General features: G+C 43.7%; 28 protein-coding genes. 10 read left to right on the top strand and 18 right to left on the bottom strand.

All coding sequences use genetic code 11. From position 1 onward, the window contains the following. Positions 1-39: 39 nt before the first annotated feature. Together H509_RS0103090 and H509_RS0103085 are read right to left on the bottom strand one after the other, a co-directional pair. Entirely contained in the window at positions 40-582 is a 543-nt protein-coding gene (locus H509_RS0103090) for a DinB family protein (RefSeq protein WP_028543775.1), read from the bottom strand. Positions 583-728: 146 nt separating this feature from the next. Continuing rightward, complete coding sequence (locus H509_RS0103085; protein WP_028543774.1) at positions 729-1,712, bottom strand: helix-turn-helix transcriptional regulator; 984 nt, start codon at positions 1,710-1,712, stop codon at positions 729-731. A gap of 119 nt (positions 1,713-1,831) precedes the next feature. On the opposite strand from H509_RS0103085, the gene H509_RS0103080 reads away from it, so the two are divergent. Both H509_RS0103080 and H509_RS0103075 read left to right on the top strand, forming a co-directional pair. Next, positions 1,832-2,209, top strand: coding sequence for a nitrous oxide-stimulated promoter family protein (locus H509_RS0103080; RefSeq protein WP_028543773.1), 378 nt, complete (start codon positions 1,832-1,834; stop codon positions 2,207-2,209). 79 nt (positions 2,210-2,288) lie between these two features. Continuing rightward, entirely contained in the window at positions 2,289-2,633 is a 345-nt protein-coding gene (locus H509_RS0103075; protein ID WP_028543772.1) for an MmcQ/YjbR family DNA-binding protein, read from the top strand. A gap of 131 nt (positions 2,634-2,764) precedes the next feature. Here the strand turns inward: H509_RS0103075 and H509_RS0103070 are convergent, their stop codons facing one another. The 9 genes from H509_RS0103070 to H509_RS0103030 form a co-directional block, all read right to left on the bottom strand. Continuing rightward, positions 2,765-3,355, bottom strand: a complete 591-nt coding sequence (locus H509_RS0103070) for a GNAT family N-acetyltransferase (RefSeq protein WP_245595972.1) — start codon at positions 3,353-3,355, stop codon at positions 2,765-2,767. A gap of 261 nt (positions 3,356-3,616) precedes the next feature. Further along, on the bottom strand, positions 3,617-3,817 hold the full coding sequence (locus H509_RS0103065; protein ID WP_028543770.1) for a cold-shock protein: 201 nt from the start codon (positions 3,815-3,817) through the stop codon (positions 3,617-3,619). Between the two features lie 237 nt (positions 3,818-4,054). After that, complete coding sequence (locus H509_RS0103060; protein ID WP_211234306.1) at positions 4,055-5,023, bottom strand: siderophore ABC transporter substrate-binding protein; 969 nt, start codon at positions 5,021-5,023, stop codon at positions 4,055-4,057. 99 nt (positions 5,024-5,122) lie between these two features. Then, positions 5,123-5,881 carry an iron ABC transporter ATP-binding protein gene (locus H509_RS0103055; RefSeq protein ID WP_028543768.1) on the bottom strand — a complete coding sequence of 253 codons (759 nt, stop codon included), beginning with the start codon at positions 5,879-5,881 and terminating at the stop codon, positions 5,123-5,125. Continuing rightward, positions 5,875-6,819, bottom strand: coding sequence for an iron chelate uptake ABC transporter family permease subunit (locus tag H509_RS0103050; protein WP_028543767.1), 945 nt, complete (start codon positions 6,817-6,819; stop codon positions 5,875-5,877). The genes H509_RS0103055 and H509_RS0103050 overlap by 7 nt, the downstream gene beginning before the upstream one ends. Then, complete coding sequence (locus H509_RS0103045) at positions 6,819-7,769, bottom strand: ABC transporter permease (RefSeq protein WP_028543766.1); 951 nt, start codon at positions 7,767-7,769, stop codon at positions 6,819-6,821. Before H509_RS0103045 ends, H509_RS0103050 begins: the two co-directional genes overlap by 1 nt. A gap of 440 nt (positions 7,770-8,209) precedes the next feature. Next, positions 8,210-8,341 carry a DUF4023 domain-containing protein gene (locus H509_RS27080; RefSeq protein ID WP_036695970.1) on the bottom strand — a complete coding sequence of 44 codons (132 nt, stop codon included), beginning with the start codon at positions 8,339-8,341 and terminating at the stop codon, positions 8,210-8,212. 240 nt (positions 8,342-8,581) lie between these two features. Further along, positions 8,582-9,568, bottom strand: a complete 987-nt coding sequence (locus H509_RS0103035; protein ID WP_028543765.1) for a hypothetical protein — start codon at positions 9,566-9,568, stop codon at positions 8,582-8,584. Then, on the bottom strand, positions 9,558-10,136 hold the full coding sequence (locus H509_RS0103030; protein WP_028543764.1) for a sigma-70 family RNA polymerase sigma factor: 579 nt from the start codon (positions 10,134-10,136) through the stop codon (positions 9,558-9,560). The genes H509_RS0103035 and H509_RS0103030 overlap by 11 nt, the downstream gene beginning before the upstream one ends. Before the next feature lie 252 nt (positions 10,137-10,388). On the opposite strand from H509_RS0103030, the gene H509_RS0103025 reads away from it, so the two are divergent. Next, positions 10,389-11,648, top strand: a complete 1,260-nt coding sequence (locus tag H509_RS0103025) for a Glu/Leu/Phe/Val family dehydrogenase (RefSeq protein WP_028543763.1) — start codon at positions 10,389-10,391, stop codon at positions 11,646-11,648. A 187-nt stretch (positions 11,649-11,835) separates the two neighbouring features. On the opposite strand, the gene H509_RS24110 is transcribed toward H509_RS0103025, so the two are convergent. The 4 genes from H509_RS24110 to H509_RS28120 form a co-directional block, all read right to left on the bottom strand. Further along, positions 11,836-12,069, bottom strand: a complete 234-nt coding sequence (locus tag H509_RS24110; protein ID WP_036695966.1) for a type II toxin-antitoxin system antitoxin — start codon at positions 12,067-12,069, stop codon at positions 11,836-11,838. 18 nt (positions 12,070-12,087) lie between these two features. Further along, positions 12,088-12,942, bottom strand: a complete 855-nt coding sequence (locus H509_RS0103015) for an SPFH domain-containing protein (RefSeq protein WP_028543762.1) — start codon at positions 12,940-12,942, stop codon at positions 12,088-12,090. 190 nt (positions 12,943-13,132) lie between these two features. Then, the gene (locus H509_RS0103010; RefSeq protein ID WP_028543761.1) at positions 13,133-14,086 is read right to left on the bottom strand and encodes a 1,4-dihydroxy-2-naphthoate polyprenyltransferase; all 954 of its coding nucleotides are present in this window, start codon (positions 14,084-14,086) and stop codon (positions 13,133-13,135) included. Positions 14,087-14,246: 160 nt separating this feature from the next. After that, positions 14,247-14,435: a hypothetical protein gene (locus H509_RS28120; RefSeq protein WP_211234301.1), complete on the bottom strand. Its 189-nt coding sequence runs from the start codon at positions 14,433-14,435 to the stop codon at positions 14,247-14,249. Positions 14,436-14,627: 192 nt separating this feature from the next. On the opposite strand from H509_RS28120, the gene H509_RS0103000 reads away from it, so the two are divergent. Continuing rightward, a complete protein-coding gene (locus H509_RS0103000) occupies positions 14,628-15,161 on the top strand; it encodes a GNAT family N-acetyltransferase (protein ID WP_028543760.1) in 534 nt (177 codons plus the stop codon). Positions 15,162-15,388: 227 nt separating this feature from the next. Here the strand turns inward: H509_RS0103000 and H509_RS0102995 are convergent, their stop codons facing one another. Further along, a complete protein-coding gene (locus H509_RS0102995) occupies positions 15,389-16,108 on the bottom strand; it encodes a 3-ketoacyl-ACP reductase (RefSeq protein WP_028543759.1) in 720 nt (239 codons plus the stop codon). A 38-nt stretch (positions 16,109-16,146) separates the two neighbouring features. Continuing rightward, the gene (locus H509_RS0102990; protein ID WP_028543758.1) at positions 16,147-16,458 is read right to left on the bottom strand and encodes an antibiotic biosynthesis monooxygenase; all 312 of its coding nucleotides are present in this window, start codon (positions 16,456-16,458) and stop codon (positions 16,147-16,149) included. 192 nt (positions 16,459-16,650) lie between these two features. Between H509_RS0102990 and H509_RS26595 the strand changes: the two genes are divergently transcribed. The 5 genes from H509_RS26595 (at position 16,651) to qoxD (ending at position 21,446) form a co-directional block, all read left to right on the top strand. Continuing rightward, positions 16,651-17,103: a hypothetical protein gene (locus tag H509_RS26595; protein ID WP_051286780.1), complete on the top strand. Its 453-nt coding sequence runs from the start codon at positions 16,651-16,653 to the stop codon at positions 17,101-17,103. Positions 17,104-17,591: 488 nt separating this feature from the next. Further along, positions 17,592-18,593 (top strand): cytochrome aa3 quinol oxidase subunit II, encoded by a 1,002-nt coding sequence (qoxA, locus tag H509_RS0102980; protein WP_028543757.1) that lies wholly within the window; start codon positions 17,592-17,594, stop codon positions 18,591-18,593. 27 nt (positions 18,594-18,620) lie between these two features. Continuing rightward, positions 18,621-20,564 (top strand): cytochrome aa3 quinol oxidase subunit I, encoded by a 1,944-nt coding sequence (gene qoxB / locus H509_RS0102975; RefSeq protein WP_028543756.1) that lies wholly within the window; start codon positions 18,621-18,623, stop codon positions 20,562-20,564. Further along, positions 20,561-21,157, top strand: coding sequence for a cytochrome aa3 quinol oxidase subunit III (gene qoxC, locus H509_RS0102970; protein ID WP_028543755.1), 597 nt, complete (start codon positions 20,561-20,563; stop codon positions 21,155-21,157). The genes qoxB and qoxC overlap by 4 nt, the downstream gene beginning before the upstream one ends. A 1-nt stretch (position 21,158) precedes the next feature. Next, positions 21,159-21,446 (top strand): cytochrome aa3 quinol oxidase subunit IV, encoded by a 288-nt coding sequence (qoxD, locus tag H509_RS0102965; RefSeq protein WP_028543754.1) that lies wholly within the window; start codon positions 21,159-21,161, stop codon positions 21,444-21,446. An 83-nt stretch (positions 21,447-21,529) separates the two neighbouring features. On the opposite strand, the gene H509_RS24100 is transcribed toward qoxD, so the two are convergent. Next, complete coding sequence (locus tag H509_RS24100; protein ID WP_051286779.1) at positions 21,530-22,549, bottom strand: hypothetical protein; 1,020 nt, start codon at positions 22,547-22,549, stop codon at positions 21,530-21,532. A 383-nt stretch (positions 22,550-22,932) separates the two neighbouring features. Between H509_RS24100 and H509_RS24095 the strand changes: the two genes are divergently transcribed. Then, the gene (locus tag H509_RS24095; protein ID WP_051286778.1) at positions 22,933-23,523 is read left to right on the top strand and encodes a hypothetical protein; all 591 of its coding nucleotides are present in this window, start codon (positions 22,933-22,935) and stop codon (positions 23,521-23,523) included. Positions 23,524-23,578 lie beyond the last annotated feature (55 nt).

Here is a 23,578-nt window from a genome sequence, read left to right as displayed (position 1 = left end):
ATGAAGGTTATTTTTAACGACTGGCAGCCAATTCGAAATTTAACGGGCAGACATGCCAAGGGCCGTATCCAGCTCTGCTTTCTGACGTAAATGATGGTGAAAATGCATCCTGACCAGTTGCAGCCATTCTTCCGCATTCAGCCATCCCAGTCCAGGGTGCTCGACTTTCGATTGCGGGTCACTACCAGCAGCCGTGATCAAAGCCGCATCCAGTTCGATAGAGACTTGACGCAACCCGTCAATCAGTTGCTGCCGATCTGCCGGCTGAAGTGGTGTATAATCCGCTGAATCCGGCACCTTGATCTTAATCGGCGGAAATGCACCACCCTTATAAATCACCTCGCCAACTTCCGTCTTAGCACCACCTGCTGCTTTCTCGGCTGCGCATTGTTCGATAGCACGCAAATGAAAACGGAGCGTAGAGTCGATAAGGTGTTTATATACTTGTCCGATTGACCAACTGCCTACTAACGGTACCGCTGTTAATTGCTCCGTCGAATAATAGTCAAGCTCAAGCTCGTATTGTCTCAACGATTGCCTAATCTCCGCCACCTCTTGGCTCAGTCTTTCATTTACATTCATTTTTAACATATGATTCGTCCCTTCTTATACGGAGTCCGCCTTCTGTTAGTTGTCGGCACGTTCCCACTATTCAAGACCGTCACCTCTCATACGACCAGTTGGCACTTGTAAACTCAGTATATCGAAGCGCTCCTGACAACCTTATGTCAGTAATGAGCTGCATCCGAGCTATAAAGTTGTACCATGCGTTCTGCTTCCGCTTTAATGGCTTGTGCCAACGATGCCGGCTCAACTACAGTCGCCTGAGCGCCCCAGCTTAACAGCCACGAAAGTACATCTTGCTCCTTGCGCGCAGTGAGCTTAACGATCAGTTCGTGTTCCCGTTCCTCTACTGATTGAATGTAAAAATAACGTGACTCTTTCACTTGCTGTGCCAAACGTATCGGAAAAGAAACAGTAACGTGATAGGCACGATCCCTACATTCGTCGGTAGGCATATATTCGGACAGCGAGAAATGGGCAGGCCGCTCAAAGCGCTCTTCCATCTCCTTTAGCTCCCGAATCCGGTCGAGACGGAAGTGGCGAATAGACAATCGCAAGCCGCAGTACGCAATCACGACCCACACAGCCCCAGTATGCACAATGCCATAAGGGTGAATCGTACGCTCCGTCTCTACTGAGCCGCTCATGCCTACAGGGGCTTCATATCGAATGAACAACACACGCTGCTGCTTCACTGCCTGCTGCATCCTGTGGAGCAGCGGATCTGTCTTGTTCCGATGCAGCGGTGTCACGCCATAATCCTCGGGCAAAAAGCGTATTTGCCCTTCAATATCCCGCATACGATGCAGGCCTGCCTCATTAAGCAGTTCCTTCATCTTGGCGCGAGCGCCCTGTGCATAAGCTGTCCATGACTCATCCAGCCTGCCGCCAATATGCTCGACACCCGTGAGCAGCAGAATCGCTTCTTCAGGGTGCAGCAGCACGGGCGGCAAGAAATAGCCTTCCATCAGGGAATACCCGATGCCAGGGATTGAAGCAATGGGCACTCCCATTTCGGACAAAGCCTGCATGTCTCTGTATATCGTACGTACTCCGACTTCATACAATGTCGCAAGATCTTCGGCCCGACATACACGCCTTTGTCGGAGCTCAAGTACAATCGCCATCAAACGATCCGTACGATTCATTCCCATTCCTCCGTCTCTGTTAATTTGCTCACCTTCTTATTCACGATAGCCTTATATAATTTATATTAATGAAATAGAACCTGATATGTATATTAAACCTGAGCAGAGGAGTCATGTGGATGGGAATACCCCGTATAACAAAAGAAAAAGAGACACTCACCTATATGGTGCGTATTTATTGCTGTGCGCATCACCAGCAGGAAACTATAGATAACAAGATGAAAGCAGCGCCATTATGTGATTCATGTGCAGCGCTTACGAGATATGCCTATAAGCGGCTAAGCCACTGCCAATTCGGAGCACACAAGCCTACCTGTGGAAAATGTCCGATTCACTGCTACAAACCCGACATGCGCGAGAGCATAAAGCAAGTTATGCGTTACGCTGGTCCACGCATGGTATACCGCCGCCCTATTATGGCGATGCGCCATCTCATAAGCAGCTTACAGAAGCCACCCACGATACCTGGGACACGGCAAAAGAAATCTGTTAAATAAATATGAAATTGATTTACATGCACAAATTGGCTATGCTAAGGCCATCCTAACTAGATGAGGAAGAAGGTCGGCGCCAAAGATGAGCAAGTGGATAGATTATTGTATGACGAAGCGAGGGACTAGCCAAACCAATCCGTTTGGCCCAGAAGTTCATGTGATGAAGGCGGGAACCAAAATGTACGCCCTCTTTCCCTCGGATGGAACTCCTACTGTAAGCTTGAAGTGTGATCCATTTAAAGCCGATTCATTGCGTGAGCAATACCCTGAGATTACACCAGGCTATCATCTTAACAAGAAGCATTGGAACACGGTCGCACTAGACGGCAAGCTGACAGATGAAGAGATACAAGCCATGATTGATCATTCCTACGAGCTCGTTTTAAAAGGAATGACGAAGGCAGAGCGTAATATGATCGGTTCATAAGGTAACGATACGGGACGAAATGCAAGAAATTCAAGAAATTCAAAAAGCCGTTGAGCTCATCAGCATCATGCTGATCAACTCAACGGCTTTTGTTACATAGTTTCGCTCACTTCGATTGCACTAGCTAGTAATCAATGATTTGGATTATACACCATACAATATTGTTCAAGCTCACTATTAGGCAAGCGAATCGTCTCAACCAATGTGAAGCCATATCGGCCATACAAAGGTACGTTATCGGGATTCTGTGTTTCTAGCGTACATGCCCAGCCTTTGGCATCACACTCCGCTAACAGGGGTTCCATCATTTTACTCACTTGACCTGTTCCACGATAAGCCCGCTGCACAACCAACATGTCTAAATGTGCATATGGTCTGTCACCTAGCATCTGAAGCCAAGCTGAACTCATACTGTGCAAAATGGATACACCCCTGATAAAACCTTTAACGCCAATATATCGGCAAGCAGGAAGTGATTTTAGGATAGCTGCTGCAATTCTTCTCCAATACTTCATCTGAGACAGTATGGAACTGCCGAATTGCTCAGAGCGGAATACAAGCGCAACCGATTCCCATTGTGAAGAGCTTGCATAAAGATCGGAATAAGGGGACAACATTTCTAAGTAATGACGAAAAAAGATACGAAGCACATCTTGCCTCGTACTTGAATCAGGGAGCATAAACGTATACAGCGGGTCTTCCATAAATTGTGCAGCTAACACTTGAGCTGCTTGTGGGATATGTTTGCGTTCTAAGGTAATAATGTTGCGACTACAAATAGTTCCACCCCGGATCTAAGTAATGGTCTTTCCTGTAGGGCAGGGGAGCTTCGCACTCCGGCTCACGATACAAGAGGTCTTATAAAGGGTACTCCTTGCGGATCGCTGCGTCAAACCCCTTCGTCTACCCATTAGTGGAAGCTAGGGCTTGCAAGCATACAAAAAAACAGCCCTTAACCGAAGTTAAGGGCTGTTTTCCATCAATTACAATTTAACAACGTTTTCCGCTTGCGGTCCACGGTTACCTTGTACGATGTTGAACTCGACACGTTGGCCTTCGTCCAAAGTTTTGAAGCCGTCACCAGTGATTGCGGAGAAATGTACGAATACATCGTCGCCACCTTCAACTTCGATGAAGCCGAAACCTTTGTCAGCGTTAAACCATTTAACTGTACCTGTTTGCATTTATTTCACCTCCAACGCTAAAACATATACCTCTTTTTATTTTGAAAATAAAAATTGCGTATTGTAAAAGGTTCACTAACATGAGAACCTTTTACAATACGCAATTGAAGGTTTCAAAATGTAGGATTGACTTAATCATACCTTAAAAAGAGGCAAAATGCAATATTTATTATATCAATGTGCTGCCACTTCTCGAACAGTGCCGAGAAGCGGCAAACTGATAAACACATTATAACACTATTTTAAGCTTTTGGATACTTCTTTTACCATCTCAGCTACAGATTCTAATCCACCGCCAGAAAGGTACCAGAATTCAGGGTTCAGATATACGATATTGCCGTCCTTGGACGCCTTCGTATTCTTAACCAATGCATTCTCCACTACATCTTTTACAGAAGACGCACCTGCTTCACTTTTAACTACAGCACCACGGTCCACAACGAACAAATAGTCCGGATTTTTTTCTGCGATGTACTCAAATGACACACTTTGTCCATGAGTGGACACTTCAATATTAGGATCAACAGCCTTCATACCAAACACATCATGCAAAATACCAAAACGTGATTTCGGACCATATGCACTTATCTTTCCTTCATTCGCCAAAATTATGAGTGCATTTTTACCGCTAGCAGTAGCTTTTTCATTTAATGCTTTGATGGAATCGTCAATTGCTGCCAATTGTTTATCCGCTTCTGCTTCTTTGCCGAATATTTTACTCAGCATTTTCACATTTTCTTTAAAAGATCCCATGTAATTTTTAGTGTCTACTCCCACGTATACAGTCGGTGCAATCGAACTCAGCTCTTTGTAAGCGTCAGATTGACGACCCGAGATCAAGATCAGGTCTGGCTTCATATCATTAATTTTCTCAAAATCAGGCTCTTTTAAACCACCAACATTTTCAATTTCTGCGGAATTATATTTTGCCAAGTATGCTGGAACGTTACCTGCACGCGGAACTCCCGCAACTGGAACGCCTAATTTATCTAATGTATCTAATGCACCAAAGTCGAACACAACCACTTTTTGTGGGTTTAATTTGACTTTAGTCGTTCCCAATTTATGTGTAATCTCAAGCTCCGACTGCTCAGCAGCCGTTGTGGACGTTGTAGAGCCTGTTGCTTGCTCCGTCGAACCGCCATTCGAAGCTGTATTTTTGTCGCCGCATGCAGCAGCAACCACCGCGATGACTAATGTCATCATAATAACTAACCATTTTTTCTTCAATTCTATCACCTCAAGAAATTATTTATATGTGAACTAACACGTATCACCCAATATAAGAAGCGTACATTTCAAGTGTTATTTAAAATAAACACAAATTTTGTTACCGTTAATGACCTGAATCGGAATGTCCATATCGTATACGTCCTTTAGAACGGCAGAATCGATAATTTCCGCTGTTGGACCTTCTTTTACAATTCGTCCCTCTTTTAGAGCCACGATATAATCGGAGTAACAAGAAGCAAAGTTAATATCATGAATAACAATAACTATTGTCTTGCCAAGCTCATCCACTAATCTGCGCAGCACCTTCATAATCTGAACCGAATGTTTCATGTCCAAATTGTTTAAAGGTTCGTCCAGCAAAATGTATTCCGTATTCTGAGCCAGCACCATCGCGATATAAGCACGCTGACGTTGGCCTCCGCTTAGTTGATCCAGAAACTTATGCTGGATATCCTCCAGTTCCATATACTGAATGGCCTCATCAACGAAAACCCAATCCTGCGGCGTCAATTTGCCTTGTGAATAAGGAAACCGCCCAAAGCTAACCAAATCACGAATGGATAAGCGCACTGTAATATGGTTTGACTGCTTCAGAATCGAAATTTGCTTGGCGAGCTCGGCACTCTTGCACTGGCTGATCTCCTTGCCATCCAAAATAATTTCACCTGAATCTTTGGAGAGCAATCGACTCACCATTGATAGCAATGTACTTTTCCCTGCGCCGTTTGGCCCAATGAAAGACGTAATCTTGCCCTTTGCAATATTGACCGATACGTTATCGACAACCGGCTTGCCGCTATACTGTTTGGAGACTAGTTTGACTTCTACCACGTTTTGTTCTCCTTTAGCAGAAGATATATAAAGTACACACCGCCAACAAAGTTAACAATGACGCTAATCGTTGTCTCAAAGGTAAATACTCGTTCTACAATTAGCTGCCCACCAATCAAGGCCACAATACTAATGAGTACAGACCCTGTAATCAAAACACGATGACGATGGGTTTTAAACAATTGATGCGCTATATTGGCCACCAGCAGTCCGAGGAATGTTATAGGCCCAACCAAAGCAGTTGCAATCGAGATTAGAATGGCCACAATTATGAGCAGACGCTTGACGACATAGTCGTAATCGACACCCAGATTTATAGCCTCTTCTCTGCCTAATGACAATACATCCAAGAACTTCATGAATTTCATAAAATATAGTAAAACACCAATTAACACCACTATAGAAAGAATGAGCAGATCGGTATTAATGTTGTTAAAACTGGCAAACATCCGATCCTGGACGATCTGAAACTCATTCGGATCGATGAGAATTTCCATAAACGATGACATACTTGAAAATAAAGTACCAAAGATAAGACCTAACAACAGCAAAAAGTAAATATTTTGGCCCTCTCTACGAAACAACACCTTGTAAAACACACTGGCAAACAGCATCATCAGCCCTACGGATAGGGCAAAGTTCAGATTCCGATCCAGCATCGTCATACTCGTTGAGCCAAATACAAAGACAACTGTCGTTTGAATAAGCATATAAAGTGAATCCAGGCCGAGAATGCTCGGAGTAAGGATACGGTTGTTCGTAATGGTCTGAAATATCATCGTGGAGAAAGCAATTGCGCCTCCCGTTATAACGATGGCCACTATTTTTTTGCCCCTGCGTGGAAGGATGTAATCCCAGTTTCCGTTAGCCTTAATAACCATAAATATAATGATCAAGGTCAATGCTAATGCTGCTAGTGTCCATAGTTTCCCTCTCATCACTGGTAAGCCTTTCTTCTCATAAGTAAGTAAATAAAGATAATACTGCCTATCACACCCACCGTCAGTCCAATTGAGATTTCGTACGGATAGATGATGAGTCGACCTATAATGTCACAGGCCAGGACAAACACCGCACCGAGCAATGCCGTATGAGGCAAATTTTTCTTCAAATTGTCACCTTGGTAGATCGTAACAATATTCGGAATAATAAGCCCGAGAAACGGAATTGTACCTACTGTTAGCAGGACGACAGCCGAGACTAACGCCACGATGACAAGGCCAAGGTTTACTACTTGTTTGTATTTCAAGCCCAGGTTGTGCGAAAACTCTTCCCCCATGCCGGCTACTGTAAACCGATTAGCGAATAAATAAGCGACAACAAGCGCCGGAACACTTAGGTAAATCAGTTCATACTGCCCTTGAATCGTCATGGAGAAATCTCCATGCATCCAAGATGATATATTTTGGATCAAGTCATGCTTATACGCAAAAAATGTCGTAATCGAACTAACTATGCTGCCGAACATAAGGCCGACGAGTGGAATAAAAATGGCATCTTTAAACTTCACCCGGTCCAGTATTTTCATAAAGATGTAAGTGCCTAAAAGGGCAAATAGAAAAGCTATAGACATCTTTATAAGTGGCGTGGCCGTCGGAAAGATCATCAGGGCGACCAACACCCCAAACTTGGCAGAATCCATCGTTCCTGCCGTCGTTGGCGACACGAAGCGATTGCGGCTTAACTGCTGCATCATAAGCCCGACAATACTCATGCTCATTCCTGCAATAATAATGCTCATTAGTCGTGGAATACGGCTAATATACAAAGTTTGTGTCTTATCTTCTGTCAAATGAAACAAATCAAGCAAAGACAATTCTTTAACTCCTATAAACAGAGATATGACTGATAAGACAACGAGCGCAATCACAAGATATCTTTTTCTCATAGTTATCCTTTTCACTGTAACGTCGTTAACTCATTCGCAATAATCATGTTATGATCGAAAGTTAGCTGACTGAGATTAGGTGTCGTATAATTGAGATTGATTCTCATTTACTGTAACAGTTACGATTATAACGCACTAAAGGTATAAGTCAACAAAAACAAAGAATTTAATGTTATCGCTCACCCTTTTGTCACAATATTGTTTACTACTGGAAGTAATCCCTTTTCATTTTTCCAAATGATTGCACAAATTCCTTCATATCCCGAACTAAAGCGAACTCAAGCACCTGACATAGGTTGTAATACTCGCTGATTACCACATTAAAAAAGCCGCCCCTCGCTAGTTAATCGAGTAGACGGCTTCGTTCATTTGTAAACTCATACTGAAAACGATTTTTACTTTCCTACCATCATCAGTTCAAATTTCATGTTCTTACCTCGTTATTTATTCGTGCTTTTTTGCTTTCCTGGCAGCTTATCGCCTGGTGTCCCTTTTCCATAATGCTGCTGATTTTTCCGAGCTTTCTCCTGATTTTCGTGCACCTTCTGCACAAATTCGTGTGTGTTGTCCATTATGATGTACCCTCCTTATTTCCTGCCCACGAAGTCCCTTTTACTTTAACCAAGAAGCAGCGAAATCATGTCCCGTTACCCATGATGGCGTCCTAATTTCACCCATTTGCTGTGAGAGCAAAGCCTGCTTTGCAATCGTTAAGAACCTATAACCATTTGGTTCATAGCCCATGATTTTCTTTATTTAACTTATAACTCCCTGGTTACGGGACGTACGGACGATATGGTTTTATCCCTAGCTCACTCCAAGGATTGGGCTGCTTGAATAAGCTGCTCTTTCGAAATATGAGGGGAGTCAGTAATGACACGGATAAGGACAGACGAGGAGCTCTTCGACATCCATGACAGCTCTTTGTATATTCCTGTATCACTAAATAGATAGTCGTTGTTCTCAACGTAGTCGGCATCGACCCCATCTTTTTGTATCCGCTCATGGATGATCGTGTCTGGCGACATCGCTTTTATTTTGATTTTCTCCAAAAAATGATCATACTGCACATACAGACGGTCCGCATCCGCGTTCTTATATGTGGACGTGTAAATATGGACTGGCGTATTTGTTTCCTGTTGTTGAAGTTTCCAGCTGTACGCTTTTCCTTGGTCCTCACTGTCCTGACGCAGCTCACCTAACATCTCAAGCCCTTCCAGACCAACAATGCCACCGAAAGCAGGCTCAGCTTTGCCTGATTCAAAAGTAAACCCGCTCAGCTGGTGGGGCACCGCATTGTAAATGCCCGCACTCGCCACCTTCTCGCTCCATTGCTCTAAATGCTGTTCAGAAATAGGCTTGGATACACTAAGCAAAGGATGCTGCCTAAATGACGCAGACTCCGCTTTCTCAAGCGCCTCCATATAGACAACTGCTTGCTGACCTTCTTGCAGTTGCTGTTTCACCTCTGCCATCGTACGACGAATATCAGTCTTCAAAGACGGCGCAAGCTTAAAGCTGCTATCTGTCCACACCTCAGTCTGAACTAAACCGTGGTCGGATTGAAACAGCAATTTCTGCGTCGCATAACCGAACCCTGACAATACTACTGCAATTAGCGCGGCGTACATCCATTTGCGTGCAGTGAATTTACGTTTTACAATCATAGGTTTCCCCTCTCTCCATTTCATGCCTTGCTCGGCAATTAAGGCCGTCATATGAGTGTCCAGCGAGGAAGGTAGATGCAGTGATTCGGATGCTGACTGATATTCTTGCTTTAACTTTTGCTCAATGGACATAGGATGTTTCTCCCCTTTCTGCCTTTCGTTCGTCCATATGACGACGCAACTGCTTTAATGCCAAGTGATGGCGGGATTTTACAGTACCTACAGGGATATCAAGTATCATCGCAATCTCCTGTAAGGTGTAGTCATGTACGTACCGGAGCACAATTACTTCCTTTAACTTTTGAGAAAGCAATTCAACAACAGGGAGCACTTCCATCTGAGCATGCATGGCATACAGACGATCGTCCATCTCTGCAAATGGCGGTTGGGCACCATGTGACTTCACTCGTTCCAACAACCGAAACCGACGCCACACTCCCCTGTTCCAGCTCCGCACTTGGCGTACAATAATGCCGTTCATCCACGCATAGAACGGTTGCGTTGGGTCGTATTTGTCCCATGCTCGGAACAGCTCCAAATAAACCTCACTCATCATGTCCGCTGTATCTTGCTTATTCGGGGCAAGGAAATAAATTAGACGGTACGTATAATCTTTTGTCTCCTCATAAAGTTGTTGAAATGCTTCGGTGTCCCCAGCCCTCATCCGGATGATTAGCGGGGTAATATTTAATTCCTTCATGTAGCCGGCCTCCATTCAGGTGTTACATGAGATATTGGCTCCAATCGCGTTTTAGGTTCACTTTCATAGAAATAAAATGCAGAATGCCATAAACACGAAGAATTTAACAGATAAAGCGCTTTTATGTTCGGGAAATTATATTTTTTTAAACATTTTTCACTAGATCTATATATTTTTTATTTCAACTTTACATCCTAACCTTTATAATACTTTAAAAAGCGAGATTAACAGAAAAAGGATTGGTGATTAATGATGAGTCATTCTACTCAGCAAGAAGAGTTAAATCCTTACTTGATTGCGCAACGCCAAGTCGACACAGCAGCCGCTAAATTGCAGCTTCCCTCACATGTTACGGAACTGCTAAAGAAACCGAAACGCGTATTATCGGTCAGCTTCCCTGTTAAGATGGATGATGGAAGTGTTCGTATCTTTGACGGCTACCGCTCCCAGCATAACGACGCAATCGGACCCACAAAAGGCGGAATTCGCTTCCACCCAGGAGTTACACTTGATGAAGTTAAAGCTTTATCGATGTGGATGACCTTTAAATGTGGCGTGGTTGGATTGCCTTACGGTGGCGGTAAAGGCGGCGTTATCTGTGATCCACGCGAATTAAGCATCGGTGAGTTGGAACGCTTAAGCCGTGCATTTATGGAAGCGATCGCTGACATTGTAGGACCAGAACGCGACATCCCTGCACCTGACGTATATACAACACCACAAATTATGGGGTGGATGATGGATACGTACAGCAAGCTGCGCGGCCACAATGCTCCAGGCGTCATCACAGGCAAACCGATTATTATTGGCGGTTCCCAAGGACGCGGCGAAGCTACCGCACAAGGCTGTGTATACGCGATTCAATCCGCTTTAAAAGATATTGACCTTCCAATGGAACAAGCTAGAGTAGCGGTTCAAGGCTACGGCAACGCGGGTCGCATCGCTGCCCGATTACTGCATGACCTTGGGGCAACCATTGTAGCTGTAAGCGATTCCCGAGGCGGCATCTATGATCCGGCTGGTCTGGACATCACCCGCGTCGAGGAGTTAAAGGACACGGCAAAGCTTGCGGACTACGGCGCTCAGTATGCGATCAGCAACGAGCAATTGCTAGAGCTTGAAGTAGACATTTTGGTACCTGCTGCACTTGAAAATGTTATTACAAAAGAAAACGCAGCCAACGTAAAAGCCCGTATTATTGCCGAGGCAGCTAACGGTCCTACTACACCTGAAGCAGATGAAATTCTGGACGCTAAAGGCTGTATCGTTATTCCTGACATTTTGGCTAACGCCGGAGGCGTTACCGTTTCATACTTTGAATGGGTACAAAACTTGATGAACTACTACTGGTCTGAAGAAGAGGTACTAGAAAAGCTTGAAGCGAATATGGTGAAATCGTACGATGCCGTCCGTAAAATGGCAAAAGAGTACGAAACTAATCTTCGCACGGCAGCTTACATGATTTCCCTTCATCGTGTTACCGTAGCAATGCAGGCACGCGGTTGGGTATAATACCCAACTCATGCGCTAATGTCGGCTAATGTGACTTGATGCAAGCTTAATTAGCCGGATGAGACAGCATTATATAAGCCCCCTTGCCTCCTGATACAGGATAACAAGGGGGCTTATATCGGTTGTAGAACAGTTGTCGGCGTGTTACCACATTCCACTGAATGCAATGATAATGTGCAGCACAAGACTAGTCTTCGGCGCTTGTCGTTGAATCCCCTTGTGGTAGTATCGGCTTTGAACCCGCCTCAGGGGACGTACGGCGACGAGTAGACGGAAGTCTTCCTGCTTCTCGAAGCGCCTCCCTCAACAAAAACTCCATGTGCCCATTTACGCTTCGGAATTCATCAGATGCCCAGCGTTCCAAAGCCTCATACACGCTTGGATCAAGACGGAGCGGAAAGTTCTTCTTCTTACTGGCCATTAATCGGCCTGCTTCACGTTAATAGATCGTACCCGTGTTAATGACCGGCTGGGCAGAGCGATCAGAAACTACGGCAACGAGTAAGTTATTAATCATAGCTGCTTTACGTTCATCATCAAGTTCAACGATGCCATCAGCTTGCAACCGTTCAATGGCAAGCTGAACCATCGTAACTGCGCCATCCACAATTTTTTCGCGTGCAGCAATGATAGCTGCTGCTTGCTGACGTTGAAGCATGGCACTCGCAATCTCCGTCGAGTACGCAAGATGTGTCAGGCGAGACTCTATTACTTTCACGCCCGCAATTGCCAAGCGATTTTGAAGCTCGTCGCTAAGCTCCGCTGCGATCTCCTCTGTATTGCCACGTAAAGAAAACACCCCGGCTTCCACCGAATCATACGGGTATTTACTCGCTACATGTCGAAGGGCCGTCTCGCTCTGGATTTCGACGAACTTCTCATATTCATCTACCTCGAACAAGGCTTTGGCGGAATCGATGACGGAAAATACGATAACCGCTGCAATCTCAATTGGATTGCCATCCACATCGTTCACCTTAAGCTTGACGCTGTTAAAGTTACGTACGCGGAGCGATATCCGCTTACGACTGGAGAACGGAATAATCATATAAAAGCCGCTTTCTCGAATGACACCTAAATAGCGCCCAAAAAACGTCACTACGTGAGCCTGATTAGGCTGTACGATTGTCAAGCCAGTGAGCAGAATAGCGGCCAAGCTGGACACTACAATTCCGGCCGCAATAGTCACCGTAGTCTCTAACACGATCAGGTACACTCCCGCAGCAGCCATAGCGGCAATAAGCAATAGAGCAGCAAAACCATTCAAGCTAGAGCATTTCTCTTCTTTGAACACGGTCATCACTCCCTAAAAACAAGTTTATATTTTTGATATCTTTATGATATCACTTTTTCATATATATGTAAATTAAATTTGTTCACCACCTTCAACAACTCAACCACAAACAACCTCCACCTTCCTTGAAAGCCTTTCGTTTCACAGGATTAATGGAGGGTGTCAGCCACTATATACGGCTACGTTATCGCTACCATTGAGACAACAAAATAGCTGTCCCCCATGCTGCAATACGTGCTGCGTTTGTGATCATAAAATTTCTTACCGACAAAATAAACGTATCCTTCTTCGTTTGCTTAGCTTCAAAAAGCTTTATGTTGCGGCTAACTGGTATGTAAGTTAGTAGTACCAACAACAAAATGGCAGGGTGGACACCTAAAGCCCACAATACGATAAGATCCAAGTACGCTGCCCAGTACGCATAACGGAACAATCTTAGTGCATTAAGCTTGCCGATATAAACGGGAAGTGTATATCGTCTGTTTTCGATATCATCTTCCATATCACTAATATTGTTTGCCAGCATAATGTTAGCGATCCCCATAATGGCAGGGGAAGAAATAAAGAACACAAGCAGCACTTCCAGTATGTTGATGTGAACATGAACCCAGCCGTTATCATAAAGCAAGGAAACCAGCTGCTCTTGTCCAACATGAACGTATGTGGAAATAAAAATAATTACAAACCCCATAAACAACCCTGAGAAAATCTCACCTAGCGGCATCCGCGAAATCGGAATAGGACCGAAGGAATACAATATACCGACAAGAAAAGATAATCCGCCCAAAAGCAACACAACTAAGTTGGTATGTAAAAACAAAATAAATCCCGTTACCCCTGCCGTTCCTAACAAGACAAAAATAATGCCTACTACTGTCCATTCCCTGATTCCATACTTAACAATGGCGTTGTGCTCTTCATAACCATAGCCCTGTGTCTTGACGGCTTTCTTATAGTCGATGTAGTTGTTAATAGCTGTTGTCGCCATGTCAAAGCTGAGCAGCGACACAAACATAAGCACAAAATGCAGCCACTGAAACTCGTGGAAACGGTAAACTGCATACAACGACCCGATAGCAAATGGAATCATGCTGGCCGCTTTTGTTTTGATTTCAACTAGCTGCATAAAACGTCCTAATGTCACATTCATACCCCTTCAATAAATCGTACTGTAATGATTATTGCTACATATGATAATAGCTTATTTTCTCCAATTTATCCTGTAAAAATGATGATTGATGAAATCACTTCAGTTCAAATGAGAGCAAAATCCAAGTGCTGCCTGCACAGCACTAACAGCCATTCTAGTAAACGATACTATAATAAGCACCGCAGATAAGTGCGCTCAAAAGATGATCAATCATCTTGTGGTAACGATCGATAAAGGTTCCTTGTTGGTTCACATAGCCGTCAATCCCCTTAGCAGCAAATAAACGCATAGCCGCCTGTGCGATGTCCATTTTTTTACTATCAATATGTACTCTTTTCTTCATACGCCTATGATAAGTGAACACTAACTAAATTAACAAACGTTATTTTATCGACTGCAAAAGGTAGCTGTTTCAAGGTCTTTGTCCTCTATCATATTGAGATTTAGTTAACTTCTCCCCTGCGGGTGTCCTGTAACTTGCCAAGTGATTTTACATTCGATATAACTAAAGTAACATGTAAAATGGGAGGTTCAGATGACACATTACACCTTGCAACAGCACAGCATATTAGACCGCGTACAAGTCCGCCAAGCGACTGAGGCGGATACTGCCGACGTAATGAACCTGCTCACTAAGACCGCGCAATGGCTGCACAGCCAAGGTTCTACACAGTGGAATTCTTTGCTCAGTGGTGAGGACGTGCATGGCACTAGCAAAGCTATCATTCGTGGAGATGTATTTGTATTCCATGAGGGAAGTACGCTTGCTGCAATGGTGATGCTCTTGCAACAACCAAGCCCGTGGGACATCGATCTATGGGGAGATGAAGGCCACGATTCATCTATATATGTACACCGTCTAGCCATTAACCGGGACTATGCAGGGTCAGAGCTTGGCTCTTCTGTGATGAAGTGGGTAGAGAACGGCATTACATTTACGGGCAAGCACCAGATTCGACTGGATTGTATCGAACAAAATATGCGGTTATTTACCTTTTACAGCAGTCTTGGATATACACATAGGGGTATAAAAAATGGATTTCATCTGTTTGAAAAATTACGCCGCTAAGTGTACATTCGCCATGAAGAAATGAGCATACAAATAACCCCCAAAAGGCTCCCTTTTCTCAAAGTGTCCTCCTTGGGGGTACAGTACAGTCCATACATCAGCCTCTGCTGCTCCAAACGAACCGGTTGTATGATCAAAGCTTCTCAGCAATTACGCCACTTTTTCCATCCTGCAGCTCTGGACGCTCACTCGCAACGACCGTATAAGGACTATGGTCCTAACTATTCTTACTGCGGATTTGTCGACCAAATACCTGCGGTCTTCACAAATACACGCTGTGGCAGCTTTAAGGTAGCTAACGCCAGTTCCGCCACATCTTCCGGCTGCATGATGCTATCGCCATCATCCGTCTTTAATCCGGCATCACGAGCCAAGTCCGTATTTACCGTGCTAGGTGTTAAAGCCACCACACGAATATTAAACTTGCGCACCTCTTGCATTAACGCTTCCGTCATCCCCATCACTGCAAACTTCGAGGCATTATACGCCGAGCCTGTTGCAAAGCCGCGCTCACCTGCTGTAGAAGCAACGTTTATGACATTACCTACATTGTTGGCAATCATCGTTGGCAGAGCCGCACGTGTTACGTAGTAAGTTCCCATCAAATTGATTCGGATAATACGCTCCCACTCCAACGGGTCCATATCAACCAATGTGCCAAACTTGGCCACACCCGCATTGTTGATCAGTATATCTACTGTACCTAATTCCGTAATCAAAGAAGCTACTGCGCGTTCCGCCTCTTCCTGTACGGAAATATCCGCAGTTGCCACACTCACACGAATACCGTACTGTTCGGTCAATTCCGAGCGAAGTGCTTCCAGATCAGATGCAGTACGGGCAATTAGACCTAGATGAGTACCTTCCTTTGCCAACGCTACTGCGATAGCTTTACCGATTCCTTTACCCGCACCCGTAATAATAGCTGCTTTATTAGTTAACTCCATCTGTATATCCTCCTAATCCTAATCGTTCTATGTAAAAACTAAGGTGTATCCTGACTGACGACGACTTCATATTTATTTAACGAGGCGCCCAGCATGTACTCTTTACTGTCACCTGATCCACGGTGTGCTTGACGGAAAGCTTCGCTTGAAGTCCAACCTTTAAACGATTCCTCGTCCTCCCACAGGGTACAGACCTTCAGTTCCTCTTCGCCTTCTTTGCCTTCGCCAAGCCATACTTCCAGCCGTACGAAGCCCGGCATTTGCTGAACCCCTTTTGCCGCAGCAAACCGTTCCGCCACCTGCTTGCCAAACCCGGATTTAATTCGAATCGTATTCGTTACCACTAACATACTCTCGCCTCCAATTCCGATAATAGTTATAAGAGACCTGCATAACAGCAGCTTGAATCTCCTTCTTTATTATAACGAAAGCAGCAAACTGAAACCAAACACCCCTTTTTTCCTATAAAAAGGTATACTATATAAGCACAATGTCCTACTAATTTATCACTTAATTACTTTTACATCATCGAGGTGTCTTTCATGACTATAAATGTGGACAATTGCAAACGGTGCGGCAAAATTTTTCAAAAATATTATTCTGTGTACTGCCCCGACTGCTTTGCTTTTATTCGGTCCGAGTTAGATCGCTGTGCAGCCTACCTCAAAAAGTATCGCGACAGCACCATTCAAGAACTGAGCGAAGCGACTGAAGTGCCCGCGGGCAAAATCATTCGATTCATTAACGAAGGTAAATTATACGTACAGGATTATCCTAACTTGCATTACGAATGTTATTTCTGTGACAAGACCATTCAACGCGGCTACTTATGCCCTGAATGTGCGATCAAATTCAAGCTTGAAGTGAAGCATCTTTTTCTTCAGGATGGCTATGAATACGACTCCATGCGCAACGAAATTAAGTACTCCGAGAAGGCAGGCGGCGGGCGTCATATTACGGATCGATACACGGTAGATGGAACAAAACGTAAATAATGAGAATTAACGTATAATAGTGCTGATTAGAGACAGTCTTAACATCGGTTAAGGCTGTTTTCACTTTTTGAACACATAATGTTCAAGGTTTGTTCACCGAGACATCTACTCCATACGTCCTAGAAATGTTTACATAATGGTAACCAATCTGTATTCCTAGAATAAATGCGGCCAAAATTAAGTGAACTTAAGCACAATCTGGCACTAATTTGTGACAATATTGCAAATTCTATCGCTAATTCAACAATTGTGTACAAATTTTGAAAACGCCTGTTTTCGGCCAAATTCAGTGATATTCCTCACATTTCAAGCAAATTCAAGCATGCGACGCTCAAATATTGCCACCATATCTGGTTTTTGCTGTCAATTATGGTTTTCTCTTTGGTTTGTTTTTATGGTGTTACTTCAATAAGATAGACCATGGTCGCAGATTGGATTATCCCAACAATTCTTAATATATAGTTCACCACAGAGAAAGGGGTACGTTAATGAAAAAGAAAGGGTTGTTACTCACCGTATTTACAGCTCTTCTTGTGCTGCTGACCGGCTGTGATTCACTTGCGGTTCTGAATCCAAAAGGCCCTGTAGCCAAGACCCAATCGGACGTCATCATCTTCTCCATGATCGTCATGGCAGTCGTATTGTTGGTCGTCTATGTACTGTACATCTACATGTTGACGAAGTATCGCGCATCCAAAGCAGCTCCAGACTATGAACCGCCACATGAAGAGGGCAGCAAATGGATGGAAATCACTTGGACGATTATTCCCGTCATCATCGTTGTTATTCTGTCAGTCGTAACGATTCGTTCGACTAATGCAGTAGAAACAACACCAGTAGGCTATGAAGATCAGAAGCCATTAATTATTTATGCTTCTTCTTCCGACTGGAAATGGCACTTCAGCTATCCGGAAGAGGGCGTCGAGACCGTTAACTATGTCAACATCCCGACTAACCGCCCTGTTCAATTCCGTCTGTACTCTTTCGGACCGATTACGAGCTTCTGGGTACCACAACTTGGCGGGCAGAAGTACGCCATGAGTGACATGGTTACGAAGTTAAACCTTGTTGCAGAGCATGAAGGTTCCTTTGTCGGCAAGAACTCGAACTTCTCGGGTAAAGGCTTTGCCCACATGGACTTTGAAGTGCTAGCGATGTCACCTAAAGGCTATACGGACTGGGTCAATGAAGTGAAGCAGACCGCTCCGGCATTAACAGAAGCTGAGTTTGACAGCTTGCTTGAAGCCGATCATCTCGGCCGCAAATCTTATTCGTCTACTCATTTAACATTCAGACCAGCACCAGAGGGCGCTAATGGTGGACATAACCACGGATCTTCTGATGCTGACTCCCATAACGAAGCAGACAAGGAAATGGACCATTCGAAGATGGATCACTCTAAGATGGACAATATGGATCACTCGAAAATGGACCATTCCGAAATGGACATGGACAACAAAGAAAATGACCATGCTCAGCACGGCAACTAGAAAGAAACAGAAAGGAGTCAACTCAGTATGAAATGGGACGAATTTTTCGTTACCGGCGAACCGATGATCTATGGCGCTATGGCCAGCATCGTGCTTGTATCGCTTGCCATCCTCGTAGGCTTAACCTACTTTAAGAAGTGGGGCTATCTTTGGCGCGAGTGGCTGACTACTGTCGATCACAAGAAAATCGGTATCATGTATATTTTATCCGCGCTTGTCATGCTGTTCCGCGGCGGTGTAGACGCACTCATGATGCGTACGCAGCTCGCAGGGCCAGACATGAAGTTCTTAGACGCGCAGCACTATAATGAAGTATTTACGACTCACGGCATCATTATGATCTTATTTATGGCAATGCCATTTATTATCGGTTTGATGAACGTTGTTATTCCGCTCCAGATTGGTGCACGCGACGTAGCGTTCCCACGTCTGAACGCGGTAAGCTTCTGGCTCTTCTTCTCCGGAGCCATGCTGTTTAACATCTCTTTTGTTATCGGCGGATCTCCAGATGCAGGTTGGACGGCTTACTTCCCACTTGCAAGTCTTGAGCTTAGCCCAACCGTAGGGAATAACTTCTACTCAATTGCCTTGCAGATTGCAGGTATCGGTACGTTAATGACAGGTGTTAACTTTATCGTTACGATTCTCAAAATGCGTGCTCCTGGCATGAAATTGATGCGTATGCCTATGTTTACATGGTCCGTATTAATTACATGTGTCATTATCGTATTTGCATTCCCTGTCTTGACAGTTGCACTTGCGTTAATGATGTTCGACCGGATGTTCGGTGCGCAATTCTTTACGATGGCGAACGGCGGTATGGATATGCTCTGGGCCAACCTGTTCTGGGTATGGGGACATCCTGAAGTATATATCGTTGTATTACCTGCTTTCGGTATTTACAGTGAAATTATTTCTACATTCTCACGCAAAAATTTGTATGGCTACAAATCGATGGTTATCAGTATGGTCGCAATTTCACTTTTATCCTTCCTCGTATGGGCGCATCACTTCTATACGATGGGACACGGTGCGATGGTTAACGGATTCTTCTCCGTTACGACGATGGCAATCGCCATTCCGACAGGGGTTAAAATATTCAACTGGCTCTTCACCCTCCATAAGGGTAGGATACAGTTTACAACACCAATGCTTTATTCTCTCGCCTTTATTCCGATCTTTACGATCGGTGGCGTAACCGGCGTTATGCTTGCTATGGCGAGTGCCGATTATCAGTACCATAACACGATGTTCCTGGTTGCTCACTTCCATTACGTATTGATTCCAGGTACTGTATTTGCAGTTATCGCAGGTATGTACTACTGGTTCCCTAAATTGTTCGGCTTCCGCCTGAACGAGCGTCTTGGTAAGCTTGCATTCTGGTTGATCGCAATTTGCTTTAACGTGACATTCTTGCCGTTATTCTTCTTGGGACTAAAAGGGATGACACGCCGTATGTACACGTATTCTGCAAGTACAGGATTCGGGCCGCTTAACTTGCTTGCAACGATTGGCTCCATCGGACTTGCTATCGGATTTGCAGTACTCGTATACAGCATCTACTGGAGTTTCAGATACGAGCCACGCGATACAACAAGCGATCCGTGGGATGCACGTACACTTGAGTGGGCAACACACAGTCCTGTTCCTGAATACAACTTTGCAGTCACACCAAATGTGAAAAGCTTGGATGCATTCTGGTTCTGGAAAAAAGACAAACAACCTTTATTTGAAGATAAGATTGAAGAGATTCATATGCCTAACAACAATGGGCAGCCATTCGTACTTGGTGTTATTTTCTTCTTCTTCGGATTCTTTATGATATTCAGTTGGTGGACACCAGCTATCATTTCCGGTATCGCGATTGTGGTTATGCTTGCTGTCCGTTCCTTTGAACGTGATCATGGTCGTCATATATCGGTGAAGGAAATCAACAAGACGGAACAACAACTGCGGGGTGATAAAGCATGAAGATCGATAAAACGCTGCCGCTAGAATATCAGACGGAAGAGAACAGTAACCGCATATTTGGTTTCTGGATCTTCCTCGGCGCGGAGATCGTGCTCTTCTCGACTCTGTTTGCCGTTTACTTTACGCTTTGGACCCGTTCGGGCACTGGCCCTTCGGCTGCGGAAATATTCCAGATCAAGCCTGTATTGCTGGAAACGTTCTTGCTCTTAACGAGCAGCTTTACGTGTGGTCTAGCTATCCATGCTATGCGCTTAGGTATGAAGAAGCCGTTTATGACGTTTATGGCCATCACGTTGCTGCTAGGTCTCGGTTTCTTAGGAATCGAAATCTATGAATTCGTCACTTATGTTCACGAAGGCGCGACTTTGCAAACGTCAGCGTTCTTGTCTAGCTTGTTTGTCTTGCTAGGTACGCACGGTGCCCACGTTACAATGGGTCTGTTGTGGGGTTCGGGTATTATGATTCAGACCCAACGTGAAGGCTTTACACACGATACAGCGAACAAATCGTTTATTTTCTCGCTGTACTGGCACTTCCTTGACGTTGTCTGGATCTTTATCTTCAGCTTTGTATACTTGAAAGGATTGATGTGACATGAAACAACTATTCCCGATTCGTCATGTGATGGGATACGTCTTCTCTCTCATCCTTTCTGTAGTCGCACTAGCGGTCATCGTCTGGGATATGTCCTTTACGACAGCAATTACGATTCTACTCATCTGTGCTGCCATTCAAGCAGCTGTTCAGTTGTTTATGTTTATGCACATTGATGAAGACAAGTCGAACAAAGCTTCGAACTATACCAATATCGCTTATGCGTTGTTTGTTGGTCTGGTTACGATCTTTGGCACATTGTTTACAATGATTTGGGGTTACTTGTAAGATCGAGAGTACAAGTGTAGTTATGCAAATAACACCTCTATAAGACAAAGCAGCCATCCTGTGATAGGATGGCTGCTTCTTTATTATTGTATTAAAGCTCCAGCAGACGGTATCATTTTTAAAGAATAAAACTGGCCCTTCTTGTTTATTTTTCCGATTATTGTAGCCTGTTTGTCTCGTGTAAACGTATATTCGTTTAACTTCACTTTCACTTTATAACCTGTTAGATTTACATTAAATAGTGCTTTAACAGAAACACTTGCAATTGAAATCGCCTTAGTTGGACTATATTTCGGCTTCGCAAACGACTTCGCAAAGTCTTTTTCATCAAACCAATCTATATTCGTTGCCTCTGCTTCCCAAACCTTATTCGTCAAGACACCTATCTTAATGTAATTATGTTCGTATCGATCATAAAAATACCAGAAAAAGCTTCCATCTTGCTCATTTCTCATTCGCGACACGTATGTAATATCGATTTTATCGGAGTAATTTAACTGGTTAATCGCTTTTGTTGCTTTTGCCAACAGCTTTGCATCGATTTGCTTTAAAGAAAAGCTTTGGTGAGCGGTAATCCGATTCCCTTTATCAAGGTCGATCTCTAGCGCCTGATCAACACCCCAGAATACCCAGTAGTTTCTCGGCTCGTTATCCTGATAAGGGGATTTTATCCGCCAGAACGAGTCAAACTTAAAAGGATACTTTTTATCCTCAAACGTCTTTTTAAAGTTAGTTATCTTGTTCTGCAAGGCATCGTCTAACACCATCTCTTGTTGTTGAATCTGATAATAGACCGATGTATGATTGACCCTCTGCTTCTTTTTGTCATAAAATATACTGAACTTTGCGGCTGGCTGAGACAGCTCCCCCTCCAATTTAATTCCGTCACGATCCTCTACGATCACATGGATGTCAGGTTTTATGTTATTGTCTGGTGCGACTTGCTTCACAGCTGCTTTTACCTGATCCATTACAGTTGAATCAAGCTCAGAATTGACCTTACTGTCTGCGGCATCAACGTTAAGCTCCGCGTATGAAGGTACACTAAAAAGGGTACACAGCAACACAACTGCCGTCATCGTAAGCAACGCTAATTTTCTCATTTACACACCGTTCCTTTAAACACCGGAATTTTCACACTCTTTTGTTACGTTTCTAACTGTTAAATGTTTCTATTCTGCTTCAATAGAGTTGAGAGCGGCGTATTTGAATCAGGCCTATTAACCTACGTCCCTTTGAATTGGATAGAATGCCTACGCTCATATCATCACGTAACGCATATGCGCCTCATCGTCCATAGGCGGACTGGCTCTGTTCTAATAATTTGTTGTAAGATTAGAAATAGCTATTTATTTAACACTGCATTACCCAGTCTTTGCCTCCCCATTTATCCCTATCATCCCTGTTAATCTACACCATAGTTCCATGCAAAGTGGGTCACTTAAGCGCTAAGTTGGTGGAATTGCAATTAAAAAAGGGGGATCATATGTCTATTAAAAATAAAATTGTCGTGAGTACATTGTCCTTGTTCACGTGTTTTACTTTATATTATTTTTTTGTATATAATGTGTATCGCGGAGAAATTAATACTCAAGCATCCTACATTTCACATGACACTGCAATTGAATTAACGAACAGCGCGGAACTCATTCTAATCGGCACTCCTATTCATGAGTTTAAAGATCGCGAGCATGTTGTAAAGAATTACACCTCAGGTGCAATTCAGGACTTCTACACAGTGACGGATATAAAGGTTGAAAAAATACTAAAAGGGGAATGGGATTTAAATTCTCCCCTCCCTGTTATTGAACCCGTTGCATACATACAGCGCATAGATGGGCAAAGAAAAATCACAACAGATCATTATATTGAAATGAAAAAAGATACGAAATACCTTGTGACACTTGCAAAAAATACTTCAGGTAACTATAGCATCATAAACATGCAGAATGGGGTATTTAATCTAAATGTGGAAGGAGAATCTTTATCTGAACGTAAAAATACTTCAGATAAAAATAGCAGTAAACATGAAAAAATAAGGCATGATTTGATAAATATGTTTAGTATTACACCATAATCCAAGCAAAGCTAAACCTACTAAAGTACCGTTTCTAAATAGCAATCTTGCTTAA

It is taken from the genome of Paenibacillus taiwanensis DSM 18679 (assembly GCF_000425125.1).
GTDB classification, from domain to species: Bacteria; Bacillota; Bacilli; order Paenibacillales; family Paenibacillaceae; genus Paenibacillus_B; species Paenibacillus_B taiwanensis.
This window is presented reverse-complemented; position numbering and strand designations above follow the sequence as displayed.